Origin of the sequence: Aestuariivita sp. (assembly GCF_021404545.1) — a bacterium.
In the GTDB taxonomy this organism is placed as follows: Bacteria; Pseudomonadota; Alphaproteobacteria; order Rhodobacterales; family Rhodobacteraceae; genus Aestuariivita.
The window spans coordinates 15,497-36,817 of the sequence record NZ_JAAWWD010000042.1; the positions used below are offsets into that span (position 1 = coordinate 15,497).

Consider the following 21,321-nt stretch of genomic DNA (forward strand, 5'->3'; position numbering starts at 1 on the left):
TTTTTTCGTCAGAGATCAAGGACAAGGCGGTCGGACTTCGCGCGGCTCACGCAGATCTGCATCAGCGTGCCGCTGGCTTTCTCGGCGTCCGACAGCACAACGTCGCGGTGATCGGGCGTGCCCGAGATCACATCCGTCTGGCAGATGCCGCAATCGCCGCGCTGGCAGTCATAGATCAGGTCGATCCCTTCGGCCTCCAGCACGTCGATAATGGTCTTGCCGGGCGGGACGGTATAGACCGCGCCGGTCGAGGAAATCTCGACCTCAAAGGCGGTGTCACCATCGACGCTGGCGCTGTTGGTGAAAAGCTCGATATGGATCTGGTCTTCGCTCTGGCCTCCGGCGGTGGCGGCGGTGCGTGCGGCGTCGATCATGCCCTTGGGACCACAGATGTAAAGATGCGTGTCCGGCGTAAGCGTGCCCATCAGCGCATCCAGATCCAGCGGGGCGGTGTCGTCGTATCTCAGCGTGACACCGGTGCCGAACGCCGATTGAAGCGGGTTGGCAAACCCCATCACATCCGCCGACCGCGCCGCATAGACAAGCCGGAAGGGGCGGTTCGCGCCATGCAGAGCTGTGGCCATGGAGATCATCGGCGTGAGCCCGATGCCGCCCGCCAAGAGCAGGGCAGGACCAGGATGGTCGCGCAGTTCAAAATCGTTCTTGGGCCCTTGGGCGGTGATTCTGTCTCCCACGGCGAGGGCATGCATCTTCCGCGAGCCGCCGTCGCCGTCGTCCTCGCGTTGCACCGCGATGGTATAGCAGGCAGGATCGTCCACCCCCGGCCATCTGATCAGCGAATAGCAGCGCGTGCCGACCTCGCCCAGTTCGAACGTGAGATGCGCGCCTGCCGCCCAATTGGGCAGCGCGGCACCCTCTGGCGCTGTCAGATCAAAGACACGGATACGGTCCGTCTCGTCCCGGATCGCCTGGATGATCAACGTCTGAGGCATATGGCAGATCCCCTCGTTTACATTAACATGAAATTTCATATAATTTGAGTCAAGGGAAAACTTTAGGGTTAAAGCTCTTCTTGTTCGGAGCATTCCGGGAATGAAAGCAGAGGAGACGGCATGCCGCAAGATGGGCCGAGCTTGGAAGAGGGCACCGACCCGCCACATGATGCCAAAGCGGGCAGCTTTGTCGACGATTATCTCTTGTACCTGCTGGCCGCTGTCAGCGATCGGGCCAGCGGTCAGTTTCACGCCCATGTGCGTGCGCACGGGTTGCGTGCGCCGGAATGGCGCGTGCTGGCGTGTCTCGCGGATGAGGATGGCGCGATGGTGACCGAATTGGCGCGCCTGTCGCTTTTGGAGCAATCGCGGCTGACCAAGATCATCGACCAGATGGCCGCGCGCGGGCTGGTGAGCCGCCGTGCCGATCCGGTCGATGCGCGCCGGGTGCGGGTGTTTCTGACCCATCAGGGCCGTGCGCAGGCGGTCGGGCTAGTGGCTGACGCTCGGGCGCACGAGGCAAGGCTTCTGGCGCTTTTGACCGAAGAGGAGGCTGGCGCGATCAAACCGGTTCTGCGCGCGTTGCTGGCGCGGATGGAGCGGTCCTAGCGTCGGATCATGTCGCGGCATTCCGGAACCGGGCTGCGCGCGGCGCCTTCCAGAAAATGCGCCCGGATATTCTGGGCCACCAATGCGAACATGGCGCCACGCGTCTGGGTCGTGGCGCTGGCCGCATGGGGCGACAAAAGTACGTTCGGCAGAGCGCGCAGCGCGTCGGGCACATGCGGTTCATCCTCGAATACATCGAGCGCGGCCCAGCCCAGACGCCCGTCCTGCAAGGCCGCGATCAGCGCTGTCTGATCCACGACCGATCCGCGCGCGACATTCACCAGGCCGCTGTCGGGGCCAAGCGCCTCCAGCACCGCGGCGCTGATCAGACCATCGGTGCCCGACCCGCCGGGCAGCAGCAGCACCATCGCGCGGCATCGCCTGGCCATCGCCGCAAGGTCCGGGCAAAACTCGTAAGGGACATCCTGGCGGCTGCGCCCGTGATACAGCACCTCGCAGTTAAACGCGCCCAGCTTTTGCGCCAGGGTGCGTCCGATCCGGCCCAACCCGACGATACCAATGGTCTCGCCCTCCAATGACCAGGTCAGCGGGGTCCCGCCCTGCGTCGCCCAGGCGCCGGACCGGACATGGGCATCCTGGCGGACCAGATCCCGGCTCGCCGCGAGCAGCAGCAGCAGCGCATAGTTCGCCACATCCGCGTTCAGCACATCGGGCGTATGGGTCACGACGATCCCGCGCGCCCGCGCCGCCGCCACGTCAATCATGTCATAGCCAACCCCGACGCTTGAGATCACTTCAAGCGCGGGCAGCCGGTCCATCACCGCACCGGTCAAAGGGGTGGAGCTGAAATTGACCAGGCCCCGAATGGAGGCGGGGTCGTCAGCCGTCCAGTCCGGCTGCGCCTCAGGGTCTGCGATGATGTCGAGGGCAAAGCCATCCTCCAGCGCCTGGATCACAGGCGGGGGCGGCTGTCTGAGGGCAAGCAGGCGGATCGTCATCGGGGTCTCACTTTGCGTTTGATCCCTGCAGAGGTGCCATATTCTGGGGCGAAGGGCTATCCGGGATCTGCGGCCCGACAGACCCGCGCATCTTGGGCGACGGCGCAGCGCAACGGTCTGCCAAGGTCGGGGTTGATCCGTTTGGCGATCGCAGCGTCGGCACCGGGGCCGATGCGACATCTGCGTGACTGACGGACCAGCCTTTCGGTTGATCAGTAGACCCATGAGGAGGTTTATCGGCGCATGGTCGGCCAAATCCGCCTGACAAGTTACTTGCATTTGCATATAAGCTGCGCGACAACACTGTCGTCCACCTGTATGAGTTCCACCCGATGCACAAAGCCGCTCAAACAACCAACAGCCAGGTCGCCGATCCACCGGAATTCTCCGATATCGGGCTGGAGGGTTATGCACCCTATCTGATGAATCGCATCATGGGGCGCTACAACGCCAATCTGCGCGCGGAAATGGCGGCGCTGGGGTTGAGCACGGCCAAGATGCGGGCGCTGGCCATCTTGTCGGTCCGTGAAGGATTGCAGATCGGCGATCTGGGCGTCTATGCGGTGGTCGAGCAATCGACGCTGTCGCGTGCGCTTGATGCGCTTTGTGCCGATGGTCTGGTGCGGCGCGAAGCCGACCCGGATGACCAGCGCGCCTCGCGTATCTTTCTCACCGACCAGGGGCAGGCGGCGTTCGACCGGCTTTGGCCACATATGATTGCGGGCCACGACGCCATGTTCGCAGGCATCCCGGCGGCGGAGAGGCGGGCGTTTGTTGGCACCCTGCGCAAGATGCTGGGCAACATCCGCAAACACGACATCTGAATTTCTGAGCAGCGAGAGAGGCAGTCGAAATGGCCGAAAGATCGTTCAAACGCGAAGTCGAAGACCTTAGGCTGGGCGCTGGAGAGACCTTTACCGGAGAGGGCATCCTGGCGATAACCAAGGCGCTTCTGGAGGCGGGAGTGGGCTATGTCGGGGGCTATCAGGGCGCGCCGATCAGCCATCTGATGGATGTGCTGGCCGATGCCGAAGACCTGCTTTCCGAGCTGGGCGTGCGCTATGAGGCCAACGCGTCGGAGGCGGCCGCGGCGGCCATGCTCGCGGCGTCGGTCCACTATCCGATCCGGGGGGCCGTGACCTTCAAGGGGCCGGTGGGGGTGAATGTGGCCTCTGACGCGCTGGCCAATCTGGCCTCGTCCGGTGTGACCGGCGGCGCGCTCGTGATCGTGGGGGAGGATTACGGTGAAGGCTCGTCCATCATGCAGGAGCGCAGTCACGGTTTTGCGATGAAATCGCAGTTCTGGCTGCTCGATCCGCGCCCGAACCTGCCCTCCATCGTGAAATCCGTCAAACAGGGGTTCGATCTGTCCGAGGCGTCCAATACGCCTGTGATGCTGATGGTGCGCATCCGGTCGTGTCATGTCACTGGTCAGTTCGAGACCGCCGATAACGTGATCCCGCCGCTCAGCGTGCGCGACGCGCTTTCGAACCCGCGCAGCGATTTCGAGCGCGTGGTGCTGCCGCCGTTCTCGTATAAGCAGGAACACGACAAGATCGACAAACGCTGGCCTGCCGCCGAGGCGTTCATTCGTGAAAACGGCCTGAACGAGATGTTCGGCCCGCAAACCGCGCCTGTGGGGCTGGTGGTGCAGGGCGGCATGTTCAATGGCGTGATCCGGGCGCTGCAACGGCTGGGCCTTGCGGATGTGGAGGGCAATTCGGCCATCCCGATCTATTGCCTGAACGTGACCTACCCGATGGTGCGCGATGAGTTTCTGGAATTCGCATCCGGCAAGGACGCGCTTTTGATGGTCGAGGAAGGCCAGCCCGAGTTCATCGAACAAAGCCTTGCCACGATGCTGAACCGCGCAGGGTCTCCCACGCGGCTGCATGGCAAGGATATCTTTCCGATGGCCGGAGAGTATACCGGTCAGGTTATGCTGGACAGTGTGACGACCTTCCTCAAGCAAGCGGCCCCGCAGCTTTTGCCGGGGCAGGTGCGCGCGCCCAACGCGCCACCGCCCGAGATCCCGGATCTGTCGGAAACCGTGCCGATCCGGCCGCCGGGGTTTTGCACGGGATGTCCCGAACGCCCGATCTTTGCGGCGATGAAACTGGTCGAAGGGGAGCTGGGCAAGCATCAGATCAGCGGCGATATCGGCTGTCACCTTTTCGGCTCGCTGCCGCCGTTCGAGATCGGCGGGCAGACGATGGGGTACGGGTTGGGGCCTGCCTCGAATGCGGCGTTCGACGGGGGCGGCGCGCGGCGCGCGGTCTCGTTCCTGGGCGATGGCGGGTTCTGGCATAACGGGCTCAGCTCCTCCATCGGCAACATGGTCTATAACAAGTCCGACAGCGTCGCGATCATCGTCGATAACTACTATTCGGCGGCGACCGGCGGGCAGGATCTGATGTCGTCGCGGGCCGACAATCCAACCAAGGCCACGAACAACCCGATTTCCAAGGCGCTCGAAGGGGTCGGCGTGAAATGGGTGCGCCAGATCGACAATACCTATGAGGTGGGCAAGCTGCGCGACACCATCCGCGAGGCGCTGACGACCGAGTATGACGGGCCGAAAGTCATCGTGGCCTCGTCCGAATGCATGCTCAACAAGCAGCGGCGCGAGAAGCCTGTCAAGAAAAAGGCGATCGGCGAAGGGCGCCGGATCGAGGCGCCGCGCTTTGGCGTGGATGAGGATATCTGCACCGGCGATCACGCCTGTATCCGGCTGTCTGGCTGTCCGTCCCTGTCGTTGAAAACCCTGGACGATCCGCTGCGCGACGATCCGGTGGCGTCGATCGATCAGACCTGTGTGGGCTGCGGCAATTGCGGTGAGGTGGCGGATGCCGCCGTGCTGTGCCCGTCGTTTTACCGTGCGGATGTGGTGCATAACCCAAGGCCAGGCGAGGCGCGGATGGCCGGTCTGCGCCGGTCGGTGATCGGCTGGCTGCAAGCGCGGCGCGCGGCCAAACAGGTGAGTTTTGATGAGGTTGTGCAATGACATTGCATGAGTCGCTCTTTTTGCCTCAGGGTGACGATGGCGCCCGCGCGATCACCAAACTGGTGATCATGGCCGTGGGTGGGCAGGGCGGTGGCGTGCTGACGGGCTGGGTCGAGGCGGTGGCCCGCGCGGCGGGTCGCGCGGTGCAGGCCACGTCTGTGGCCGGTGTGGCGCAGCGCACGGGCGCCACGATCTATTACATCGAGATTGCGCCGGAAGGCGTTGAAAATACGGTCTTTTCCCTGGCGCCGTCGGCAGGCGACGTCGATGTGCTGATCGCCGCCGAGATGATGGAGGCGGGCCGTGCGATCCAGCGCGGCTTTGTCACGCCGGACCGCACGACGCTGATCGCCTCGACCCATCGCGCCCTGGCCGTCTCGGAGAAGATGGTGCCCGGTGATGGCATCGCCAATGCCGAGGAGGTGATGGCCGCGGCCGAGATCGCCGCGCGGCGCCTGTTGACGGCGGATATGGAGCGGCTGGCGGTCGAGCAAGGCTCGGTCATCTCCGCCAGCCTCTTCGGAGCGCTGGCAGGCTCGCGCGCACTGCCGTTCGAGCGCGAGCAGTTCCGCGATGCGATCCGCGCCTCGGGCAAGGCGGTGGAGCTGAGCCTCAGGGCGTTTGAGGCGGGCTTTGCCGCTGTCACGGAGCCTGCCACGGCGGTTGCCATGCCGGAAAAAGAACCTGCGCCGATTGCCCAAGCGCCGCGCGGACCGGCCAAGGCGCTGGCTGCATGGGAGGACCTCTTGACCCGGGTCGCCCGGTTGCCCGCACCGGCACAGGAGATGGCGCGCGCGGGCCTGCGCAAGGGGGTGGAGTTCCAGGACGTGATCTATGGCGCGGCCTATCTCGACCGGCTGGAGGCGGTTGCCGCGCGCGACAGTGCCGATCACGCGTATGAGCTGACCCGCGAGGCCGCGAAATACATCGCCAACGCCATGGCCTATGACGATGTGATCCGCGTGGCCGATCGCAAGACCCGTGCGGCGCGCACCCGGCGCATCGATGGCGAGATGGGCAAGCGCGAGGATCAGCTTTTGCTGCTGACTGAGTTCTTTCATCCGCGCGCCGAAGAGATCGCGGGGCTCTTGCCTGCGCGCCTTGGTGAGCGGATTGAAAATTCGGGTGCCTGGATGGCGCGGCTTGATCGGTGGTTCAACAAGGGGCGCCGGATCCGCACCGACACGCTGAAAGGGTTTTTGCCGCTCTATCTGATTGCCGGTTTGCGCGGCTACCGGGTGCGCACGCGCCGCCACGTGGTGGAGATGGCGCATCTGGATGCCTGGCTCGCCACGGTGGAGGGGTATCGGGAGCAAGACTATGCGCTGGCAGTCGAGGTGCTGCGCTGTCGTCGGCTGATCAAGGGCTATTCGGATACCCATGCGCGGGGCCTGTCGAAGTTCGATATCGTGCTGGATGGCATCACGCTGGTCGCCGGGCGCGAGGATGCCGCCGATTGGGCGCGCCGGTTGCGCGAAGCGGCGCTGAAGGATGAAGAGGGCAAGGCCCTGCGCGGTGCGCTGGACACGATCCGGTCGTTTGTGGGGTAGGGGTGGAGATATGCGAGGCTCTGCCTCGCGCTCCGGGACTATTTTTGGCCAGAAGAAGCAGGCGGGGGGGCCGGTTTGTTTTTGGCGGTTCTGCTGGGGAGAGGTGGCATGAAGCTGTGGTATCAGTCTTATGTGGATTACGAGAATGGGGCATCCTATTGGGACAGGCTGCGGCCGCATCTGGAGGCTGTGTCGTCTCGCGATACGCAGATCGATATCCGGGGCATCACGCCCTATGACAGTTATGCGCATCCTCTGGTGGAGTTCCGCTGTGCGCGGGAGATGATCTGCAACGCGGTGCGGGCCGAGCGCGAGGGGTATGACGCGGTCATTGTGGGCCATTTCCAGGATGCCGGGCTTTATGAGGCGCGCAGTGTCGTGGATATTCCGGTGATCGGGTTGGGGGAGGCGACGATGCTGTGGTGTTGCCAGATGGGGCAGCGGCTGGGAATCGTGACGATCAACCCGCGCTTTATTCCCTGGTTTCATCACCAGATCGGCAAATACGGGTTGCGGGAGCGGGTCACGGGCGTGCATGCCATGACCTTCGAGCCGGGCCAGATTCTGGAGGCCTATGGCGATGATGCGAAGGCCGAAGAGGTCAAGCGCCTGTTTGAAGAACAGGGCCGTCCGCTGGTGGCTGGCGGTATCGACGTGCTGATCCCGGGCGGGGGCATTCCGATGCTGCTTTTCTCGCAGTTTGAGGACCATCAGATCGATGGTGCCCCGGTCATCAACGGCATTCCGATTGCTGTGCAGATGGCCGAGATGGCGGTGCGTCTGAAACGGATGACCGGACAGGGAGTGAGCCGGGTGGGCGATTACGTCAAAGCACCCGACCCGGTGATCGAAGAGTTCCTGACCCACCCCAAGGGGCTTTGACCGGCCAGCCTGGCGCGGGATTCGGGCCGCAGTCTGCCGTATTTGGAAAGAGAAGAAACCTGTGGGTGCCTCCTTACTGTCCCAGGCTGGGCAGCCATGTGGCAATGCCGGGGATGAAGATCAGCAGCACAACCAGCAAGATCGAACAACCGATGAACGGCAAGGCCGCGATATAGATGTCGCGCATTTTCGTGTCGGGGGGCGAGACCCCTTTCATCACGAATAGGAGCAGTCCGAAGGGAGGGGTGGTGAAGCTGATCTCAAGCGCCAGCAGCACGATCACCGCGAACCAGATCAGATCGAAGCCAAGCGTTTGCGCCAGCGGAAAGAAGATCGGCACGGTGAGAAGCATCATCGAGAGCTGGTCCATGAACATGCCCAGCACCAAGAGGATGGCGAACATGATCAGGAGCATGGTGATGGGATCGAGTTCGAACCCGGTGGCCCAGCGGATCAGGCCGGAGGAGGCGCCGGAGAAGGCCAGGAGGGCCGAGAAGGTGGCCGAGCCGAAGATGATCAGGAGTGCCATCGTGGTGACCTTCAAGGCGCCGGTGACCGATTTGACCAGCCCGTCCCAACTGAGCGAGCGATAGAGGGCGGCCAGCACGATCACCCCGAGACAGCCGAAGGCCGCACTTTCCGACGGGGTCGCGATGCCGAACATGATCACCAGGATCACTCCGATCACCACCGAGACCATCGGCAGGATGTCGACGAAAAAGAGCCTGCCCTTCTCGGCCCAGCTGGTCGGCTCGACCTCATATGTCGGCGCGGCGGAGGGATCGTAGAGCGCCATGCCGAGGATCATCACCACATACATGCAGGCCAGAAGAAGCCCGGGCAGGATGCCCGCGATCAGCAGCGCACCGATATCCAGTTCGGCCAGCGTGGCCAGCAACACCGCAAGCGCCGAGGGCGGGATCAGCATGGCCAGTCCACCGGTGCCCAGAATCGGGCCGATCGCCATGTGCTTTTTGTAGCCCCGCCGCTGCATCTCGGGCACCATGAGCGAGCCCAGAAGGGCCGTGGAGCCCATCGAGGAGCCCGAGAGCGTCGCAAAGGCCGTCCCCCCCGCCACCGTGACAAAGGACAGCCGCGCGGGCAGGCGGCCCATCAGCCGGTCCACCGCGCCGAACATGCGGTTGGCCAGGCCGGTGAAGAAGAAGATCTCTCCCATCAACAGAAACATCGGCACCGGCATCAGGTTGAACGAGGTGATCGTGGGGATTGCATTATTGGCCAACTGCCCGATCCCGCGGGCCATCTGGTCGAAAATGTCGCCGCGCCCACCCATGAAATAGGCGGCACCGATGACGTTGGCGGCCAGAAAGGCCAGCGCCACCGGCACCCCGAGCACCATAAAAAACAGGATCATCCCCAAAAGGAAAAAGAGCGCCTCGAACCATTCCATATCAGCGTATCCTTAGCGCGTTTATTCGTAGACGCCGGCCTGGCCGGTATGCAGGGTTTCGCGCCCGAAGACGAAACGCGCGAACTGGATCCCCATCAGGCCGAAGCCAATCGGCATCGCTCCCAACAGCAGGTATTTGGGCATGTCCAGGCTGCGCATCTCGGCATCGCCATACTGCCAGGCCTTGGCGGTGGCGCCGAATGTGTACCAGACCAGAACCGCGCAGATCACGACACACAGGCCCGCCACACAGCGGCTGAACGGGCGTTGCACGGCACGCGGCAGCGCGGCGGTCAGAAGCTCGATAAAGACATGGCCCTTGTGGCGGACAAGCCAGGGCGAGGCGGCCATCACGATATACAAGAGGCCGAACTCGGCAAAGGTAAAGACATGGCTGGACCAGGCGCCCGACAGGTTGACGGTGCGCGCCAGCGCGCTGATCACGATCCCCAGCATGATCGCAACCAGATAGATCCCGGCCAGAATGGCCAACAGATCGCAAATGCGGTCAATCACACGCATGCCGTTTCCCCCTGTTCCGCCTCGTATGCCGCACCCCTCTTGACGGGGATGGTTGGCGCCAGCCCAGGTGCGGGATGGCGTTCCTTGTGTCGCACGATCAGCTTGCGCCGTCGTCCAGCGCATAGTGTTTGCGCAGCATCTTGTAACGCTCCATGCCCGCGTCATCGCCGCCGATCCGCTCTTTCATGCGGCCCCAGGAGGCGTCATCGGCGATCTTGCGATAAGCCTCGCCCGCCGCCTCGGTGGGGTGATCGACAAAGATCATGCCGCCCTCGGCCAGGATCTGATCATCGGTTGCCACATCGGCCTGCCGGTCGTTATAGGATTTCTCTTCCCATTCGATCACAACCGTCTCGATCAGCTCCTGCGCTTCGGGGCTGAGCGCGTTCCAGGCATCAAGATTGAAGATCACGCCGATATCGGTGTTGTAGAATGTCGGATCCACCCGGTGGGTCAGAAACTCGTTCCAGCGCAGTTGCGGGATGCCGATCTGCGTCCAGGCGGCGGAATCCACAACGCCTTTTTCCAGCGCCGAATAGACTTCGGTCGCGGGCATCGACGCGGTGGTGGCATTCAGCGCCGTGAAAAACGCGTTATAGATCGGGTTGTCGCGCAGCTTCACGCCGGTCAGATCCAGGATCCCGTCCTCGCGGAAGGTCGGTTCGGAATTCATGTAGATGTGGAATTTGATGCCGCCGTCGATCCAGCCCAGGTGGCGCACGTTGAACCGCTCTTGATGGGCCTGATCCATGATCGCGGCTCCGCCATTGGCGCGGGCCTCCATCGGGGTGACGCGGGCGGCGACCATCGCGTCGATCTCGGGCACGTTGGCGCCATAGAACGACCCGGGCGTGTGGACCATGTCGATCACGCCGTCGCGCACGGCAGCGGGCTGCTGAAACATGCCGATGGCCTCGGGGCCGCCACGCACGTCGATCTGCACGACACCTTCGCCGCGCGCGTTGATATCCTCGACCATGGCAAGGAACGTCTTGGTGTAGACCAGAAATTCAGGAAAGGCGTGCACCGCGCTGACGCGGTCCTCGGCCGTGGCGGCGGGAGCCATGGCCAGCGCAAGGCCCAGCGCGGGCAGGCTGGCCGTGAGGCGGGTGAAGAAGGTCATGAAGGGGGTCTCCCGTGTTGTCTTGTTTTTGTTTTGGTGACGGCGCCCGGATGCTGTTGGGCAGTTTTGTCGCAGGCATCATGCACCCCTGAGCCTGGCATGCAAGTCGGGCAGACAAAAAATCCATGCATTTACATATGAAATGCTTGACCGGCGCGGATTTGCCATCAAAACTCGGGTTGTATGAAATTTCATGCAATTTTTGAGACGACAGCGCATGAGGGGAACACATGGAGATTGCAGTTTTGGGCGGGGGAAACGGATCGACCGCCGCCGCGGTGGATCTGACCGAGCACGGGCATCAGGTGCGATTCTGGCGCCGCGATATACAGGCTCAGACCGGGTTGCAGGCCCGCGACAACACCCTGACACTCAAGGATGCAAAGGGCGCGCGGCCCGTGCGCATCGCGGTCGTCACCTCGGATATAGGCGCGGCGGTCCGGGGTGCCGCGCTGATCGTGTGCCCGACACCGGCCACGGCGCAGGCGGATATCGCGGCTGCACTGGCCCCGCATCTGGAGGACGGGCAGGTGATCTTTTTGCCCCCCGGCAGTTTCGGCAGCTGGATCATGGCCGATATCGTGCGGCGGGCGGGCAATACCGCTGATCTGAGCTGGGCAGAGGCGGGGACCTTGCCTTATCTGACCCGGATGCATGGAGAGGATACGGTGGCCATCACGACCCGCGCGACCCGTCTGCCGACGGGTGTCTATCCGCTGCGCAACGCCGATCATGCCCATGCGGTTCTGGCCCAGGCCTATCCATCTGTCGAGGCTGCGGGCGACGCGCTGTCGGGCGCGCTGATGAATGCCGGGCCGATCATCCATCCGCCGCTGATCACGATGAATGCAGGGCCGATCGAGCATTTCGACCACTGGGACATTCATAACGAGGGCACGACGCCCGCGATCCGCCGGGTGACCACGCGGCTCGACAGCGAACGCATCGCGGTGCGTGCGGCGCTGGGATACGGCGCGCCGCATTTTCCGCTGTCGGATCATTACGACAACGATGCGGAGGAATGGATGTATGGCAATGCCGCCCATGAGCGGCTGACCGATAGCGGCGATTGGCGCGAGCATCTGGTGCTGACCGAGCATCGCTATATGCGTGAGGATGTGGCGATCGGGCTCGCCTTTCTCGTGTCGGTCGCCGATTGGGCGGGGGTGCCCGCGCCCACCGCGACGGGGCTCTTGGCCATTGCCTCGGCAATCTGCGACGACGATTTCCGCTCCACCGGGCGGACGCTGGACGGGCTGGGAATGGCCGGTCTGGACCGCGCGACCCTTCAGGCCATGCTGAGGGACGGGGCGCGTGATGGCCACATTTGACGCAATCGCCGCCGTTGGGGCGGGGCGCATGGGGCGGGGGATCGCGGTGGCCTTCGCCTATTCCGGCCACCCCGTGCGGCTGATCGACGCCAAGCCACGTGACGCCGCCGACGCGGCACGGCTGGCCGATGAGGCGCGGGCCGAAATCCGCGCCACCCTGACGATGATGGCGGGCTTTGGCCTTTTGGAGCGGGCGGAGATCGACGGCATGCTGTCGCGTGTCACCCACTTTAGCCATGATGCGTTGGCAGAAGGGCTGGCGGGCGCGCGGTTCATCTTTGAGGGGGTGCCCGAAACGATGGAGGTCAAGGCGGAGGCCTTTGCCCGCATCTCGGCTCATGCGGATCCATCGGCCATCATCGCCTCGACCACCTCGACGATCCTGTCAAACGATCTACAACCTTTGGTCACGCATCCCGGCCGCTTTCTCAATGCCCATTGGCTCAACCCCGCGTTTCTGGTCCCGTTGGTGGAGCTGTCGCCCGGCACCGCCACCGCGCCGAAGGCGACACAGGCGCTTAAAGACCTGCTGGAGCGGATCGGCAAGGTGCCGGTCATCTGCGCGCCAAGCCCCGGTTACATCGTGCCCCGCATTCAGGTGCTGGCCATGAACGAGGCCGCGCGCATGGTCGAGGACGGGGTGGCCACGGCCGAAGACATCGACACCGCGACCCGCTATGGGTTCGGCTTTCGCTTTGCGGTGCTGGGTCTTTTGGAGTTCATCGACTGGGGTGGCGGCGACATCCTGTATTACGCCAGCCGTTACATGGCCGATGCCACGGGCGAGGACCGCTTCGCAGCCCCCCGGATCATCGGCGAGAATATGGAACAGCGCCGGACCGGGCTGCGTGACGGGCAGGGGTTTCTGGACTATGACGGCATGGATATCGCGGCCTATCAGCAGGGCCGTCTGGATGCCTTTGCGGCGATGCTGCGGCATCTGGGCAAGATGCCGGTCAAGGGCTAGGGGGGGCCGTCCAGGAAGGCGCGCACCGTCTCCAGCAGCAGATCGTTATGGGCCGCCCTCGACAGCGAGAAGCGCAAAAAACGTTCCAGCCCGGCCTCCCGCGTGCGGTTGACGATGATACCTGCGGTGTCGAAAAGATGCTCTACCAGCGCCTCTGTGGTCTCGGGCGTGCCGTCCGGCGGGCTGATCAACAGGAAATTGGCCTGCGAGGGCAGCACGGTGAACCCCAGAGTGGTGAGTGCTGCGGCCAGCCTGTGGCGTTCGCTGACAATCTCTCTCACGCGGCTTGCGACCACATCCATCTCGTCAAGCGCGGCGCAGGCAGCGGCCTGGGCCAGCGCATTCACCGTTCCCATGCCACGCGCGGCATAAAGCAGCGGGATCATCCAATCCGGCCCATGGCACCATCCGACCCGCGCCCCGGCCAGCCCGTAAGCTTTGGAGAAGGTGCGGGTCACGGCGACATTCTCGTGCTCGGCAACCAACCCATGCACCTGCGCGCAATAGCCCTCGGGCGCGAACTCACCATAGGCCAGATCCAACACCAGAACCACCGTAGGCGGCAAGGTCCGGGCCAGTCGCGCCAGCTCGGCCAAGGGCACCATCGTGCCGGTGGGGTTGTTGGGATTGGCCAGAAAGAGGATGCGCGTCCGCTCTGTCACCGCCGCCACAAGCGCGTCGATATCGCTGGTAAACGCCTGTTCGGAGGCCTTGATCAGGCTGGCCCCGACCCGATTGGCGGTCAGCGCGAACTGGATATAGCCAAACTCCGAAATCAGGATCTCATCGCCGGGCCGGGCAAAGACCCGCGCGATCACGTCAAGCAGCTCTTCCGATCCGTTGCCGCAGATGATCTGATCGGAGGCAAGGCCGTTGCGCGCGCCAAGTGCGGCGCGCAGCGCGTCATTGTGCGGGCTGCCGTAGGACTGCGCCCGTTGCGCCGCCAGCGCCAAGGCCTCGGCCACTTTCGGTGCCGGTGGATAGGGCAGTTCATTGAACCCCATATTGATCAGCGGCAGGCCCTTGGGCTGGGGCCGGGCAATCCGGCCCCGCACCGGCATCGGGTCGAGATAGGCGCGTGGTCGCATCGGCGGTCCTTTCCTGTCCGGCACAGTTGGGCGTAAAATGGCACGACACGCAAGCCGGGCCGGACAGCGAGGGCGGGCGCGGGATCGAAACAGCGCAATGGTGGACCGATCCATCGGTTTGCGCGCGGCATTTCATTTGAGCCAGGCCCCTGATAAGACGCGGCGTGCGAAGGATCAGGCACCGTGCGCGGGGCAAGCTCCGCAAGACCATGAAGGAGGAGAGCGTCATGACCACCATTCAAGGCCTGCTGGCCCGCCATCCCGACGATGCACCGGCCATTGGCGCGCCGGGGCGCGATTGGCTCAGCTATGGGGACTTGCGCGCGCAGGCCAAAAAAGTGGCGGATCAGCTTCATGCCTGCGGTATCGGTCGCGGCGATCGGGTGGCGATCGTGCTGCCCAACGGTCCGGAAATGGCGGTGTGTTTCGTCAGCGTGGCCCAGGCCGCGACCACCGCTCCGCTCAATCCGGGATACCGCGAGGATGAGTTTGCCTTCTACCTCGAAGATCTCCGGGCCAAGGCGATTATCTTGCCCCACGGATATGATGGCCCGGCACAAGCGGCGGCCAATCGCTTTGGCTTGCGCGTGCTGCGCCTGTCGGTGCCCGAAGGCGCTCGGGCCGGGGCCTTTGAGTTGACGGCCGACGCCGCAGAGGAGCAGCAGGCCGACCAATCCGCCCCAAAGAACGACGATATCGCCTTGATCCTGCACACCTCCGGCACCACCTCGCGGCCCAAGATCGTGCCGCTCTTGCAGTCCAACGTGGTGGCCTCGGCGTGCAACATCGCGGCCTCGCTGGATCTTGTGCCCGGTGATCGTTGCCTGAACGTGATGCCGCTTTTTCACATTCACGGGCTGGTGGCGGCCGTGACCGCGTCCTTGCAGGCGGGGGCCTCGATCTGCTGCGCGCCGGGGTTCGACGCATTGCGGTTCTTCGGCTGGATGCGGGAGGCCAAGCCGACCTGGTATACCGCTGTGCCGACGATGCATCAGGCCATTCTGGCCCGGGCCGCTCGCAATACCGAGGTGATCGCCGAGGTGCCGTTGCGGTTCCTGCGCTCCTCCTCGGCCTCGCTGCCCGCTCAGGTGATGGGGTCGCTGAACGAGACCTTTGGCGCCCCTGTGATCGAGGCTTATGGCATGACCGAGGCGGCGCATCAGATGTGCAGCAACCGGATGGATCTGCAAAAGCCCGGATCGGTCGGGGTGGCGGCGGGCCCTGCGGTACGCATCGCCCATGAGGCCGAGGATCGGCTGATCGCGGCTGTGGGAGAGGTTGTGATTTCCGGCCCGAACGTGACCCCCGGTTATGAGGGGAACGCGGAGGCAAATAAGAAGAGCTTCTTCGTTGAGGATGGCCAGCGCTGGTTCCGCACCGGGGATCAGGGGGCCTTCGATGAAGACGGGTTCTTGCACCTGACCGGGCGTTTGAAGGAAATCATCAACCGGGGCGGCGAAAAGATCAGCCCGCTGGAGGTGGATGGCGTGCTTTTGGATCACCCCGATATCGCCCAGGTGGTTACCTTTGCGCTGCCGCATCCCAAGCTGGGTGAGGAGGTCGCGGCAGCCGTGGTTCTGAACGATGGCGCAACAACCACGGACCGCGACATTCGCGCGTTCGCGGCCGAGCGGATGGTCGACTTCAAGGTGCCCCGCCGGGTGATCGTGCTGGATGAGATCCCGAAAGGGGCAACGGGCAAGATGCAGCGGATCGGACTGGCCGAGAAGCTGGGATTGGTGGAAGACGCCTGATCACCGTCTCTGCGTGCCAGCGCCTGCGCGGGGTGTCTGGGAGAACGAGGAAGGGATCCCCGCAGTCGCAAGAGCCGCCGGGACATGGGAGAGCATGATGAAGATTTGTGTGTTCGGGGCCGGCGCCATCGGCGGCTATCTCGGGGTCAAGCTGGCAAAGGTCGGTGCCGATGTAAGCCTGGTGGCACGGGGTCCGCATCTTGCGGCGATGCAGGCCAATGGGTTGAGCCTGATCGAAGAGGGGGCCGAGCCGGTGACCGTGCCTGTCACCGCCTCTGACCAGCCCGCCGATCTGGGGCCGCAGGACTATGTGATCGTCACCCTCAAGGCGCATTCCGTGCCAGGGGTCGTGGCGGCGATGCGGCCGCTGATCGGGCCCGATACGACGATTGTCTCAGGGGTGAACGGTCTGCCCTGGTGGTACTTCCACAAGATCGGCGGCCCGCTGGAAGGCGCCCGGCTGGAAACCGTCGATCCGGGCGATGCGCAATGGGACGGGTTCGGCCCGGATCGGGTTCTGGGCTGTGTGGTCTATCCTGCGGCCGAGGTGAGCGCACCCGGCGTGATCCGCCATATCGAAGGCAATCGGTTCTCCTTGGGCGAGCCCGACGGCACGAAATCCGAGCGGGCGTTGCGGCTTTCCAAAGCGCTGAGCGCGGCGGGTCTGAAAGCGCCCGTGCGCCCGCGCCTGCGCGATGAGATCTGGGTCAAGCTTTGGGGAAACCTGTCGTTCAACCCGATCTCGGCCCTGACCCATGCGACGCTGGATGTGCTCTGCACCGATCCCGGCACACGCGATGTTGCCCGCGCCATGATGGTCGAGGCGCAGGAAATAGCCGAGAAACTGGGTGTGAGGTTTCCCATTGATGTGGACCGCCGGATCGATGGCGGTGCCGCCGTTGGCGCACATCGGACGTCGATGTTGCAGGATCTGGACCAGGGACGCCCGATGGAGATCGACGCCTTGGTGGGCTCGGTCCAGGAACTGGGCCGGATCACCGGCACCGCCACACCGACCATCGATACGGTTCTGGCGCTCGTGCAACTCAGGGCCCGATCCGCGGGTCTCTACCCGTAGGGCGGGATGCATCCCGCCTGCGCCGCAAAGATTGGGATGATCTGGAGCGGGTAACGGGAATCGAACCCGTAACTTAAGCTTGGGAAGCTCGCGTGATACCTTTTCACCATACCCGCGCTCTGATCGTGACCTGATAGGACCGGGGTTGGGGCGCGTCAAGGGGGCGGGTGCCTGCAACGACGTGTGCGCGCTTTGGGCGATCTGCGGTCCTGATCAAGCAGGGTCGGATTGCCTTTCGGAGCGGCGTTGGGCGATCGTTCAGATCGCCATATCATCCTGTTCAAGCTGGCGGGCGGGCAGCCCAAGGCCGCTCACGGGTTGGCTCACCGATCCTGCATCCGGTCGCGCTTGATCACTCGATCACACCAATCGTCTTGCCGAAATCGAGATAGCTTCGGCTGCGGCGCGCCTGCAGTTCGGCCTCCATGTCCGCCTCCGCGACATCGGGATAGGGCGCCACGCCTGTCCCTTCGATGACGCGGTTCATATAGTTGTAAAGCGCGCAGGTCTGGATTGCGTCATAGAGCGCGGCCTCGGACCAGCCCGCGTCATAGACCGCCTCTGCATCCGCCTGGGTCATCAATGTCGGGGTCTGGGTCAGCTTGGCAACATAGGCCAGCAGCGGGCGCACCGGCTCGGCCACCGGGGCGCTTGCCGGATCGGCGATCAACGCGTCGATCACCGCGGTATCCACGCCAAAGGCCCGCGCCATCAGACTGTGCGCCCCGAAACAGAACGCACAGGCGTTCAGGCCCGATACATAAGCTGCGATCAGCTCACGCTCGGCCACGCTGAGATCGCTGGGACCGCGCATCAGCGCGTCGTGCAATTCAAGCAGAGGGCGCACGGTGGCGGGAAAGGCGCGCAGCACATCCGCCAAATGCGCGGTCTCCGGCAGCGACGGAAAGAGGCGTTTCATCGGGTTCCTCACACATTGGGTTGCGTCAGGCGGGCACAACCGCCGAGACATAGTTGATCTCTGCCGGGATCCGCAGGCCCTGCGGGGTCTGAAAGGGGCGGAAGGCCTCGACGAGCTTTTCCTCCAGGGCGATACGCTGATCCGGGCTGGCCTGATGATGCGACAGGGCCGCTTCGGCGGGGCCGATGGCAGTGGTCTGCCGCGCCAGGTTTTGGGGCGTGCCCTGCGGGGTGAGGTCAACGGGCACGACATCGACAGCGCAGTCCGTCAGCCCGGCACTTCGCAGGATGCTCAGGACCCGGTCGGGATCGCGGAAGGCGAACGGGCCGGGGCCGTCTGGGTCGGATTTCGGGACCGGCCCCAGAAGCGCGCGGGCGGCCTGCGCGGGGACGGTAAAGAACGGGTTGTGAGGGATCTGCCCCCAGGCCGCAAAGGTCATCTTCGCGCCCGGTTTCAGGGCGCGCGCCATATTGGCAAAGGCCGCGGCAGGATCGGCGAAGAACATCACGCCGAACCGCGAGACAAGATGGTCGTGATGCGCCTGCGCAAACGTATGCTCTGCCGCGTCGCCCTCGACAAAACCGATATTGCTTCGGCCCGCTGCCCGGCTCCGCGCCAGCGCCAAAAGCGAGGACGAGATATCGGCACCCAGCACCTGGCCCGCTTGCCCAACGATCTCGGCCGCCTGCAGGCTGCTTGCGCCGGTGCCGCAGCCGATATCCAGAACCCGGGCTCCGGGCGGCAGGGCCGCACGCTCAAAAAGCCCCTCCAGCACCGGTTGCATCAGCATGTCCATCGCTTCTTGATGATCGACCCATTTGGGGCCCGCGACGGAGGTCCAGAACGCCTGTTGGTCGGCATTGCGGGTCATGGTTTCTCCTTTGGTCAGGCGCGCCGACGCCGACGGCGCCCGCCCCCGTCGTCACCGCTGTTTGTGTTGAAGCGACACTGGGGCAGGGTGACGATCTTGGCAAGTTCGGGAAACGGATCCGTCTTGTGGGGGATCGCGTTGGCGGCCACGAAATGCTCCTGAAACCTGGGCTCGATCGCGGTTTCGACCTTGGTGATCTCACGCACGACACGCTCGATTTCGGCGCGCGCGGCGATATTGCACAGCGCGATCCGCGCCCCGGTGCCGGCCGCGTTGCCCGCGCTTGTCACCTTATCCAGCGGCGCGTCGGGGATCATGCCCAGCACCATCGCGTGTTTGGTCGAGATATGGGCCCCGAACGCGCCCGCCAGGACCACCCGGTCCACCCGGTCGACCCCCATTTCGTCCATCAACAGGCGCGCACCGGCGTAAAGCGCGGATTTGGCAAGCTGGATCGCGCGGATGTCGCCTTGGGTCACGGTGATGCGCGGGCCGCCCGTCGCAGTCTCATCATGGATCAGATAGGCATGGGTACGCCCTTCGGGCACCGCGCGCGCGGTGCCGGTCTGCGCCGCCGATCCGATGAGACCGCTGTCATCCAGCAGGCCCGCCATGCGCATTTCGGCCACGGCCTCGATAATGCCGGATCCGCAAATGCCGGTGATGCCGGTGCTTGCCGTGGCTTCGGCAAAGCCGTCCTCGTCGGACCAGATGTCGGAGCCGATGACCCGGAACCGGGGTTCTTTGGTTTCCGGATTGATCTCGATCCGTTCGATGGCGCCAGGGGCCGCGCGTTGACCCGAACTGATCTGGGCGCCCTCGAAGGCAGGCCCGGTGGGCGAGGAACACGCCAGCACCTGTTCGGTATTGCCCAGCAGGATCTCCGCATTGGTGCCCACATCGACGACCAGGACCAGATCCTCGGACTTGCCCGGCTCCTCGCTCAGTGCCACCGCGGCGGCGTCGGCGCCCACGTGGCCTGCGATGCAGGGCAGGATATAGACCTGCGCACGCGGGTTCATGGTGGTCAGGTCCAGGTCGTGCGCGGGCAGGGTAAGGGAGGCGGACGTGGCCAGGGCGAAAGGCGCCTGTCCCAGTTCCACCGGGTCAAGCCCCAAAAGCAGGTGGTGCATCACCGGGTTGCACACAAAGACCGTCTCAACGATCAGCGATGGATCGATCCCGCCTTCTTCGGCAATCGAGCCGACCAGTTCGTTCAAGGCGTCCCGCACCGCGCGGGTCATGTCGGTGTCCCCTCCGGGGTTCATCATGGCATAGGAGACCCGGCTCATCAGATCTTCTCCAAAGCGGATCTGCGGGTTCATCAGACCCGAGGAGGCGATCACCGCCCCGGTGTCGAGATCGGTGAGATGGGCCGCGATCGTGGTCGAGCCAAGATCAATGGCCAGCCCGTAAAGGCCTGCTTCGTGCAGGCCGGGCCAGATCTCGATTACTTTCGCCGTGCCGCCCCGGTGATCGGCGTGAAGGGCGACCGTGACCTGCCATTTGCCCTTGCGCAGCACCGGCTGCAGCTTGGACAAAAGCGAGAGCTCCGCAGTGATCCCGGCGATCTGCCACTGTTCCTTGAGGGCGCGTTCGAGCCTCTCAAGATCTCCCGTGGGAGAGTGCATGTCCGGCTCCTCCACCTCGACAAAGTAAAGCCGTGTGGCAGGGTCCATCGTGATCGCGCGGGCAGAGGCGGCCTTGCGCACCACCTGACGGTGGACCTGGCTTTCGGGGGGCACATCGATGACGATATCGCCTTGCACGGTGGCCTGACAGCCCAGGCGACGGCCTTGCTTCAGACCGCGTTTGGATTTGTACCGTTCCTCGACCGCGTTCCACTCCGACAGCGCGTCGGCATTTGCCGTCACCCCGTGCTTGGAGAACTCGCCATAGGAGGGCGTAATCTGGCATTTGGAGCAGATGCCGCGACCGCCGCAGACGGAATCGAGGTCGACGCCCAGCTGACGCGCCGCGGTCAGGATCGGGGTGCCGACGGCAAAGTGGCCGCGTTTGCCGGAAGGGGTGAAAACGATGAGCGGATCGGTGGACATGAGCACTCCCAGGGTTGATCTGGGCGTAACCTAGAGATTTGCCGATCAGAAACCATTGCAAACTCGTCATAATAAAGCCCGCATGCGGCACATGTTCCCATGATCGGTCGCCGGACCGTGAATTTTCGCACAAGAGTCGCGCCGCGCACAGGTCTGAAATCAGACAAGATGTTGTGTGCCCTCTTTTCTTGCCGTCCAAACCGTGCGATAGCGTCGCCGCCAAACGAGACATCCATGGAGACG

General features: G+C 64.1%; 18 protein-coding genes and 1 tRNA gene. 9 read left to right on the forward strand and 10 right to left on the reverse strand.

Translation table 11 applies throughout. The features are described from left to right. Positions 1-8: 8 nt before the first annotated feature. On the reverse strand, positions 9-953 hold the full coding sequence (locus tag HEP69_RS14605; protein ID WP_290559282.1) for a PDR/VanB family oxidoreductase: 945 nt from the start codon (positions 951-953) through the stop codon (positions 9-11). A 120-nt stretch (positions 954-1,073) separates the two neighbouring features. Between HEP69_RS14605 and HEP69_RS14610 the strand changes: the two genes are divergently transcribed. Further along, the gene (locus HEP69_RS14610) at positions 1,074-1,562 is read left to right on the forward strand and encodes a MarR family transcriptional regulator (protein ID WP_290559283.1); all 489 of its coding nucleotides are present in this window, start codon (positions 1,074-1,076) and stop codon (positions 1,560-1,562) included. Here HEP69_RS14610 and HEP69_RS14615 read toward each other — a convergent pair. Further along, positions 1,559-2,521 (reverse strand): 2-hydroxyacid dehydrogenase, encoded by a 963-nt coding sequence (locus HEP69_RS14615; RefSeq protein WP_290559284.1) that lies wholly within the window; start codon positions 2,519-2,521, stop codon positions 1,559-1,561. The genes HEP69_RS14610 and HEP69_RS14615 overlap by 4 nt on opposite strands. A gap of 332 nt (positions 2,522-2,853) precedes the next feature. Between HEP69_RS14615 and HEP69_RS14620 the strand changes: the two genes are divergently transcribed. The 4 genes from HEP69_RS14620 to HEP69_RS14635 all read left to right on the forward strand — a co-directional run bounded on the left by HEP69_RS14620 (position 2,854) and on the right by HEP69_RS14635 (position 7,957). Next, the gene (locus HEP69_RS14620; protein WP_290559285.1) at positions 2,854-3,345 is read left to right on the forward strand and encodes a MarR family transcriptional regulator; all 492 of its coding nucleotides are present in this window, start codon (positions 2,854-2,856) and stop codon (positions 3,343-3,345) included. A 29-nt stretch (positions 3,346-3,374) separates the two neighbouring features. After that, positions 3,375-5,525 (forward strand): indolepyruvate ferredoxin oxidoreductase subunit alpha, encoded by a 2,151-nt coding sequence (locus tag HEP69_RS14625; RefSeq protein ID WP_290559286.1) that lies wholly within the window; start codon positions 3,375-3,377, stop codon positions 5,523-5,525. Continuing rightward, complete coding sequence (locus HEP69_RS14630) at positions 5,522-7,075, forward strand: indolepyruvate oxidoreductase subunit beta family protein (protein ID WP_290559287.1); 1,554 nt, start codon at positions 5,522-5,524, stop codon at positions 7,073-7,075. Before HEP69_RS14625 ends, HEP69_RS14630 begins: the two co-directional genes overlap by 4 nt. A gap of 108 nt (positions 7,076-7,183) precedes the next feature. Further along, positions 7,184-7,957 (forward strand): aspartate/glutamate racemase family protein, encoded by a 774-nt coding sequence (locus tag HEP69_RS14635; protein WP_290559288.1) that lies wholly within the window; start codon positions 7,184-7,186, stop codon positions 7,955-7,957. 73 nt (positions 7,958-8,030) lie between these two features. Here HEP69_RS14635 and HEP69_RS14640 read toward each other — a convergent pair whose 3' ends face one another. The 3 genes from HEP69_RS14640 to dctP form a co-directional block, all read right to left on the reverse strand. Then, a complete protein-coding gene (locus tag HEP69_RS14640; RefSeq protein ID WP_290559290.1) occupies positions 8,031-9,368 on the reverse strand; it encodes a TRAP transporter large permease subunit in 1,338 nt (445 codons plus the stop codon). Between the two features lie 21 nt (positions 9,369-9,389). Next, positions 9,390-9,890 (reverse strand): TRAP transporter small permease, encoded by a 501-nt coding sequence (locus HEP69_RS14645; RefSeq protein ID WP_290559291.1) that lies wholly within the window; start codon positions 9,888-9,890, stop codon positions 9,390-9,392. 97 nt (positions 9,891-9,987) lie between these two features. After that, positions 9,988-11,013 carry a TRAP transporter substrate-binding protein DctP gene (gene dctP, locus HEP69_RS14650; protein ID WP_290559292.1) on the reverse strand — a complete coding sequence of 342 codons (1,026 nt, stop codon included), beginning with the start codon at positions 11,011-11,013 and terminating at the stop codon, positions 9,988-9,990. 230 nt (positions 11,014-11,243) lie between these two features. Here dctP and HEP69_RS14655 point away from each other — a divergent pair, with 230 nt between their 5' ends. Together HEP69_RS14655 and HEP69_RS14660 are read left to right on the forward strand one after the other, a co-directional pair. Further along, positions 11,244-12,344, forward strand: a complete 1,101-nt coding sequence (locus HEP69_RS14655; protein WP_290559293.1) for an NAD/NADP-dependent octopine/nopaline dehydrogenase family protein — start codon at positions 11,244-11,246, stop codon at positions 12,342-12,344. Continuing rightward, positions 12,331-13,311: a 3-hydroxybutyryl-CoA dehydrogenase gene (locus HEP69_RS14660; protein ID WP_290559294.1), complete on the forward strand. Its 981-nt coding sequence runs from the start codon at positions 12,331-12,333 to the stop codon at positions 13,309-13,311. Before HEP69_RS14655 ends, HEP69_RS14660 begins: the two co-directional genes overlap by 14 nt. Here the strand turns inward: HEP69_RS14660 and HEP69_RS14665 are convergent. Beyond that, positions 13,308-14,399, reverse strand: a complete 1,092-nt coding sequence (locus HEP69_RS14665) for a histidinol-phosphate transaminase (RefSeq protein WP_290559295.1) — start codon at positions 14,397-14,399, stop codon at positions 13,308-13,310. The genes HEP69_RS14660 and HEP69_RS14665 overlap by 4 nt on opposite strands. A 227-nt stretch (positions 14,400-14,626) precedes the next feature. Between HEP69_RS14665 and HEP69_RS14670 the strand changes: the two genes are divergently transcribed. After that, positions 14,627-16,153: an acyl--CoA ligase gene (locus tag HEP69_RS14670; RefSeq protein WP_290559296.1), complete on the forward strand. Its 1,527-nt coding sequence runs from the start codon at positions 14,627-14,629 to the stop codon at positions 16,151-16,153. Between the two features lie 97 nt (positions 16,154-16,250). Continuing rightward, positions 16,251-17,231, forward strand: a complete 981-nt coding sequence (locus HEP69_RS14675) for a 2-dehydropantoate 2-reductase (protein WP_290559353.1) — start codon at positions 16,251-16,253, stop codon at positions 17,229-17,231. A gap of 42 nt (positions 17,232-17,273) precedes the next feature. Here HEP69_RS14675 and HEP69_RS14680 read toward each other — a convergent pair. From HEP69_RS14680 to HEP69_RS14695, 4 genes are all read right to left on the reverse strand, one after another. After that, positions 17,274-17,347: transfer RNA gene (locus HEP69_RS14680), tRNA-Gly, on the reverse strand. 236 nt (positions 17,348-17,583) lie between these two features. Then, positions 17,584-18,150, reverse strand: coding sequence for a peroxidase-related enzyme (locus HEP69_RS14685; protein WP_290559297.1), 567 nt, complete (start codon positions 18,148-18,150; stop codon positions 17,584-17,586). A gap of 25 nt (positions 18,151-18,175) precedes the next feature. Further along, a complete protein-coding gene (locus HEP69_RS14690) occupies positions 18,176-19,021 on the reverse strand; it encodes a methyltransferase domain-containing protein (protein WP_290559298.1) in 846 nt (281 codons plus the stop codon). Between the two features lie 14 nt (positions 19,022-19,035). Next, positions 19,036-21,078: an ASKHA domain-containing protein gene (locus HEP69_RS14695; protein ID WP_290559299.1), complete on the reverse strand. Its 2,043-nt coding sequence runs from the start codon at positions 21,076-21,078 to the stop codon at positions 19,036-19,038. Positions 21,079-21,321 lie beyond the last annotated feature (243 nt).

Coding starts and splice junctions, on each gene's coding strand:
- HEP69_RS14605 (WP_290559282.1), bottom strand. CDS start 953: ATGCCTCAGACGTTGATCATCCAGGCGATCCGGGACGAGACGGACCGT.
- HEP69_RS14610 (WP_290559283.1), top strand. CDS start 1,074: ATGCCGCAAGATGGGCCGAGCTTGGAAGAGGGCACCGACCCGCCACAT.
- HEP69_RS14615 (WP_290559284.1), bottom strand. CDS start 2,521: ATGACGATCCGCCTGCTTGCCCTCAGACAGCCGCCCCCGCCTGTGATC.
- HEP69_RS14620 (WP_290559285.1), top strand. CDS start 2,854: ATGCACAAAGCCGCTCAAACAACCAACAGCCAGGTCGCCGATCCACCG.
- HEP69_RS14625 (WP_290559286.1), top strand. CDS start 3,375: ATGGCCGAAAGATCGTTCAAACGCGAAGTCGAAGACCTTAGGCTGGGC.
- HEP69_RS14630 (WP_290559287.1), top strand. CDS start 5,522: ATGACATTGCATGAGTCGCTCTTTTTGCCTCAGGGTGACGATGGCGCC.
- HEP69_RS14635 (WP_290559288.1), top strand. CDS start 7,184: ATGAAGCTGTGGTATCAGTCTTATGTGGATTACGAGAATGGGGCATCC.
- HEP69_RS14640 (WP_290559290.1), bottom strand. CDS start 9,368: ATGGAATGGTTCGAGGCGCTCTTTTTCCTTTTGGGGATGATCCTGTTT.
- HEP69_RS14645 (WP_290559291.1), bottom strand. CDS start 9,890: ATGCGTGTGATTGACCGCATTTGCGATCTGTTGGCCATTCTGGCCGGG.
- dctP (WP_290559292.1), bottom strand. CDS start 11,013: ATGACCTTCTTCACCCGCCTCACGGCCAGCCTGCCCGCGCTGGGCCTT.
- HEP69_RS14655 (WP_290559293.1), top strand. CDS start 11,244: ATGGAGATTGCAGTTTTGGGCGGGGGAAACGGATCGACCGCCGCCGCG.
- HEP69_RS14660 (WP_290559294.1), top strand. CDS start 12,331: ATGGCCACATTTGACGCAATCGCCGCCGTTGGGGCGGGGCGCATGGGG.
- HEP69_RS14665 (WP_290559295.1), bottom strand. CDS start 14,399: ATGCGACCACGCGCCTATCTCGACCCGATGCCGGTGCGGGGCCGGATT.
- HEP69_RS14670 (WP_290559296.1), top strand. CDS start 14,627: ATGACCACCATTCAAGGCCTGCTGGCCCGCCATCCCGACGATGCACCG.
- HEP69_RS14675 (WP_290559353.1), top strand. CDS start 16,251: ATGAAGATTTGTGTGTTCGGGGCCGGCGCCATCGGCGGCTATCTCGGG.
- HEP69_RS14685 (WP_290559297.1), bottom strand. CDS start 18,150: ATGAAACGCCTCTTTCCGTCGCTGCCGGAGACCGCGCATTTGGCGGAT.
- HEP69_RS14690 (WP_290559298.1), bottom strand. CDS start 19,021: ATGACCCGCAATGCCGACCAACAGGCGTTCTGGACCTCCGTCGCGGGC.
- HEP69_RS14695 (WP_290559299.1), bottom strand. CDS start 21,078: ATGTCCACCGATCCGCTCATCGTTTTCACCCCTTCCGGCAAACGCGGC.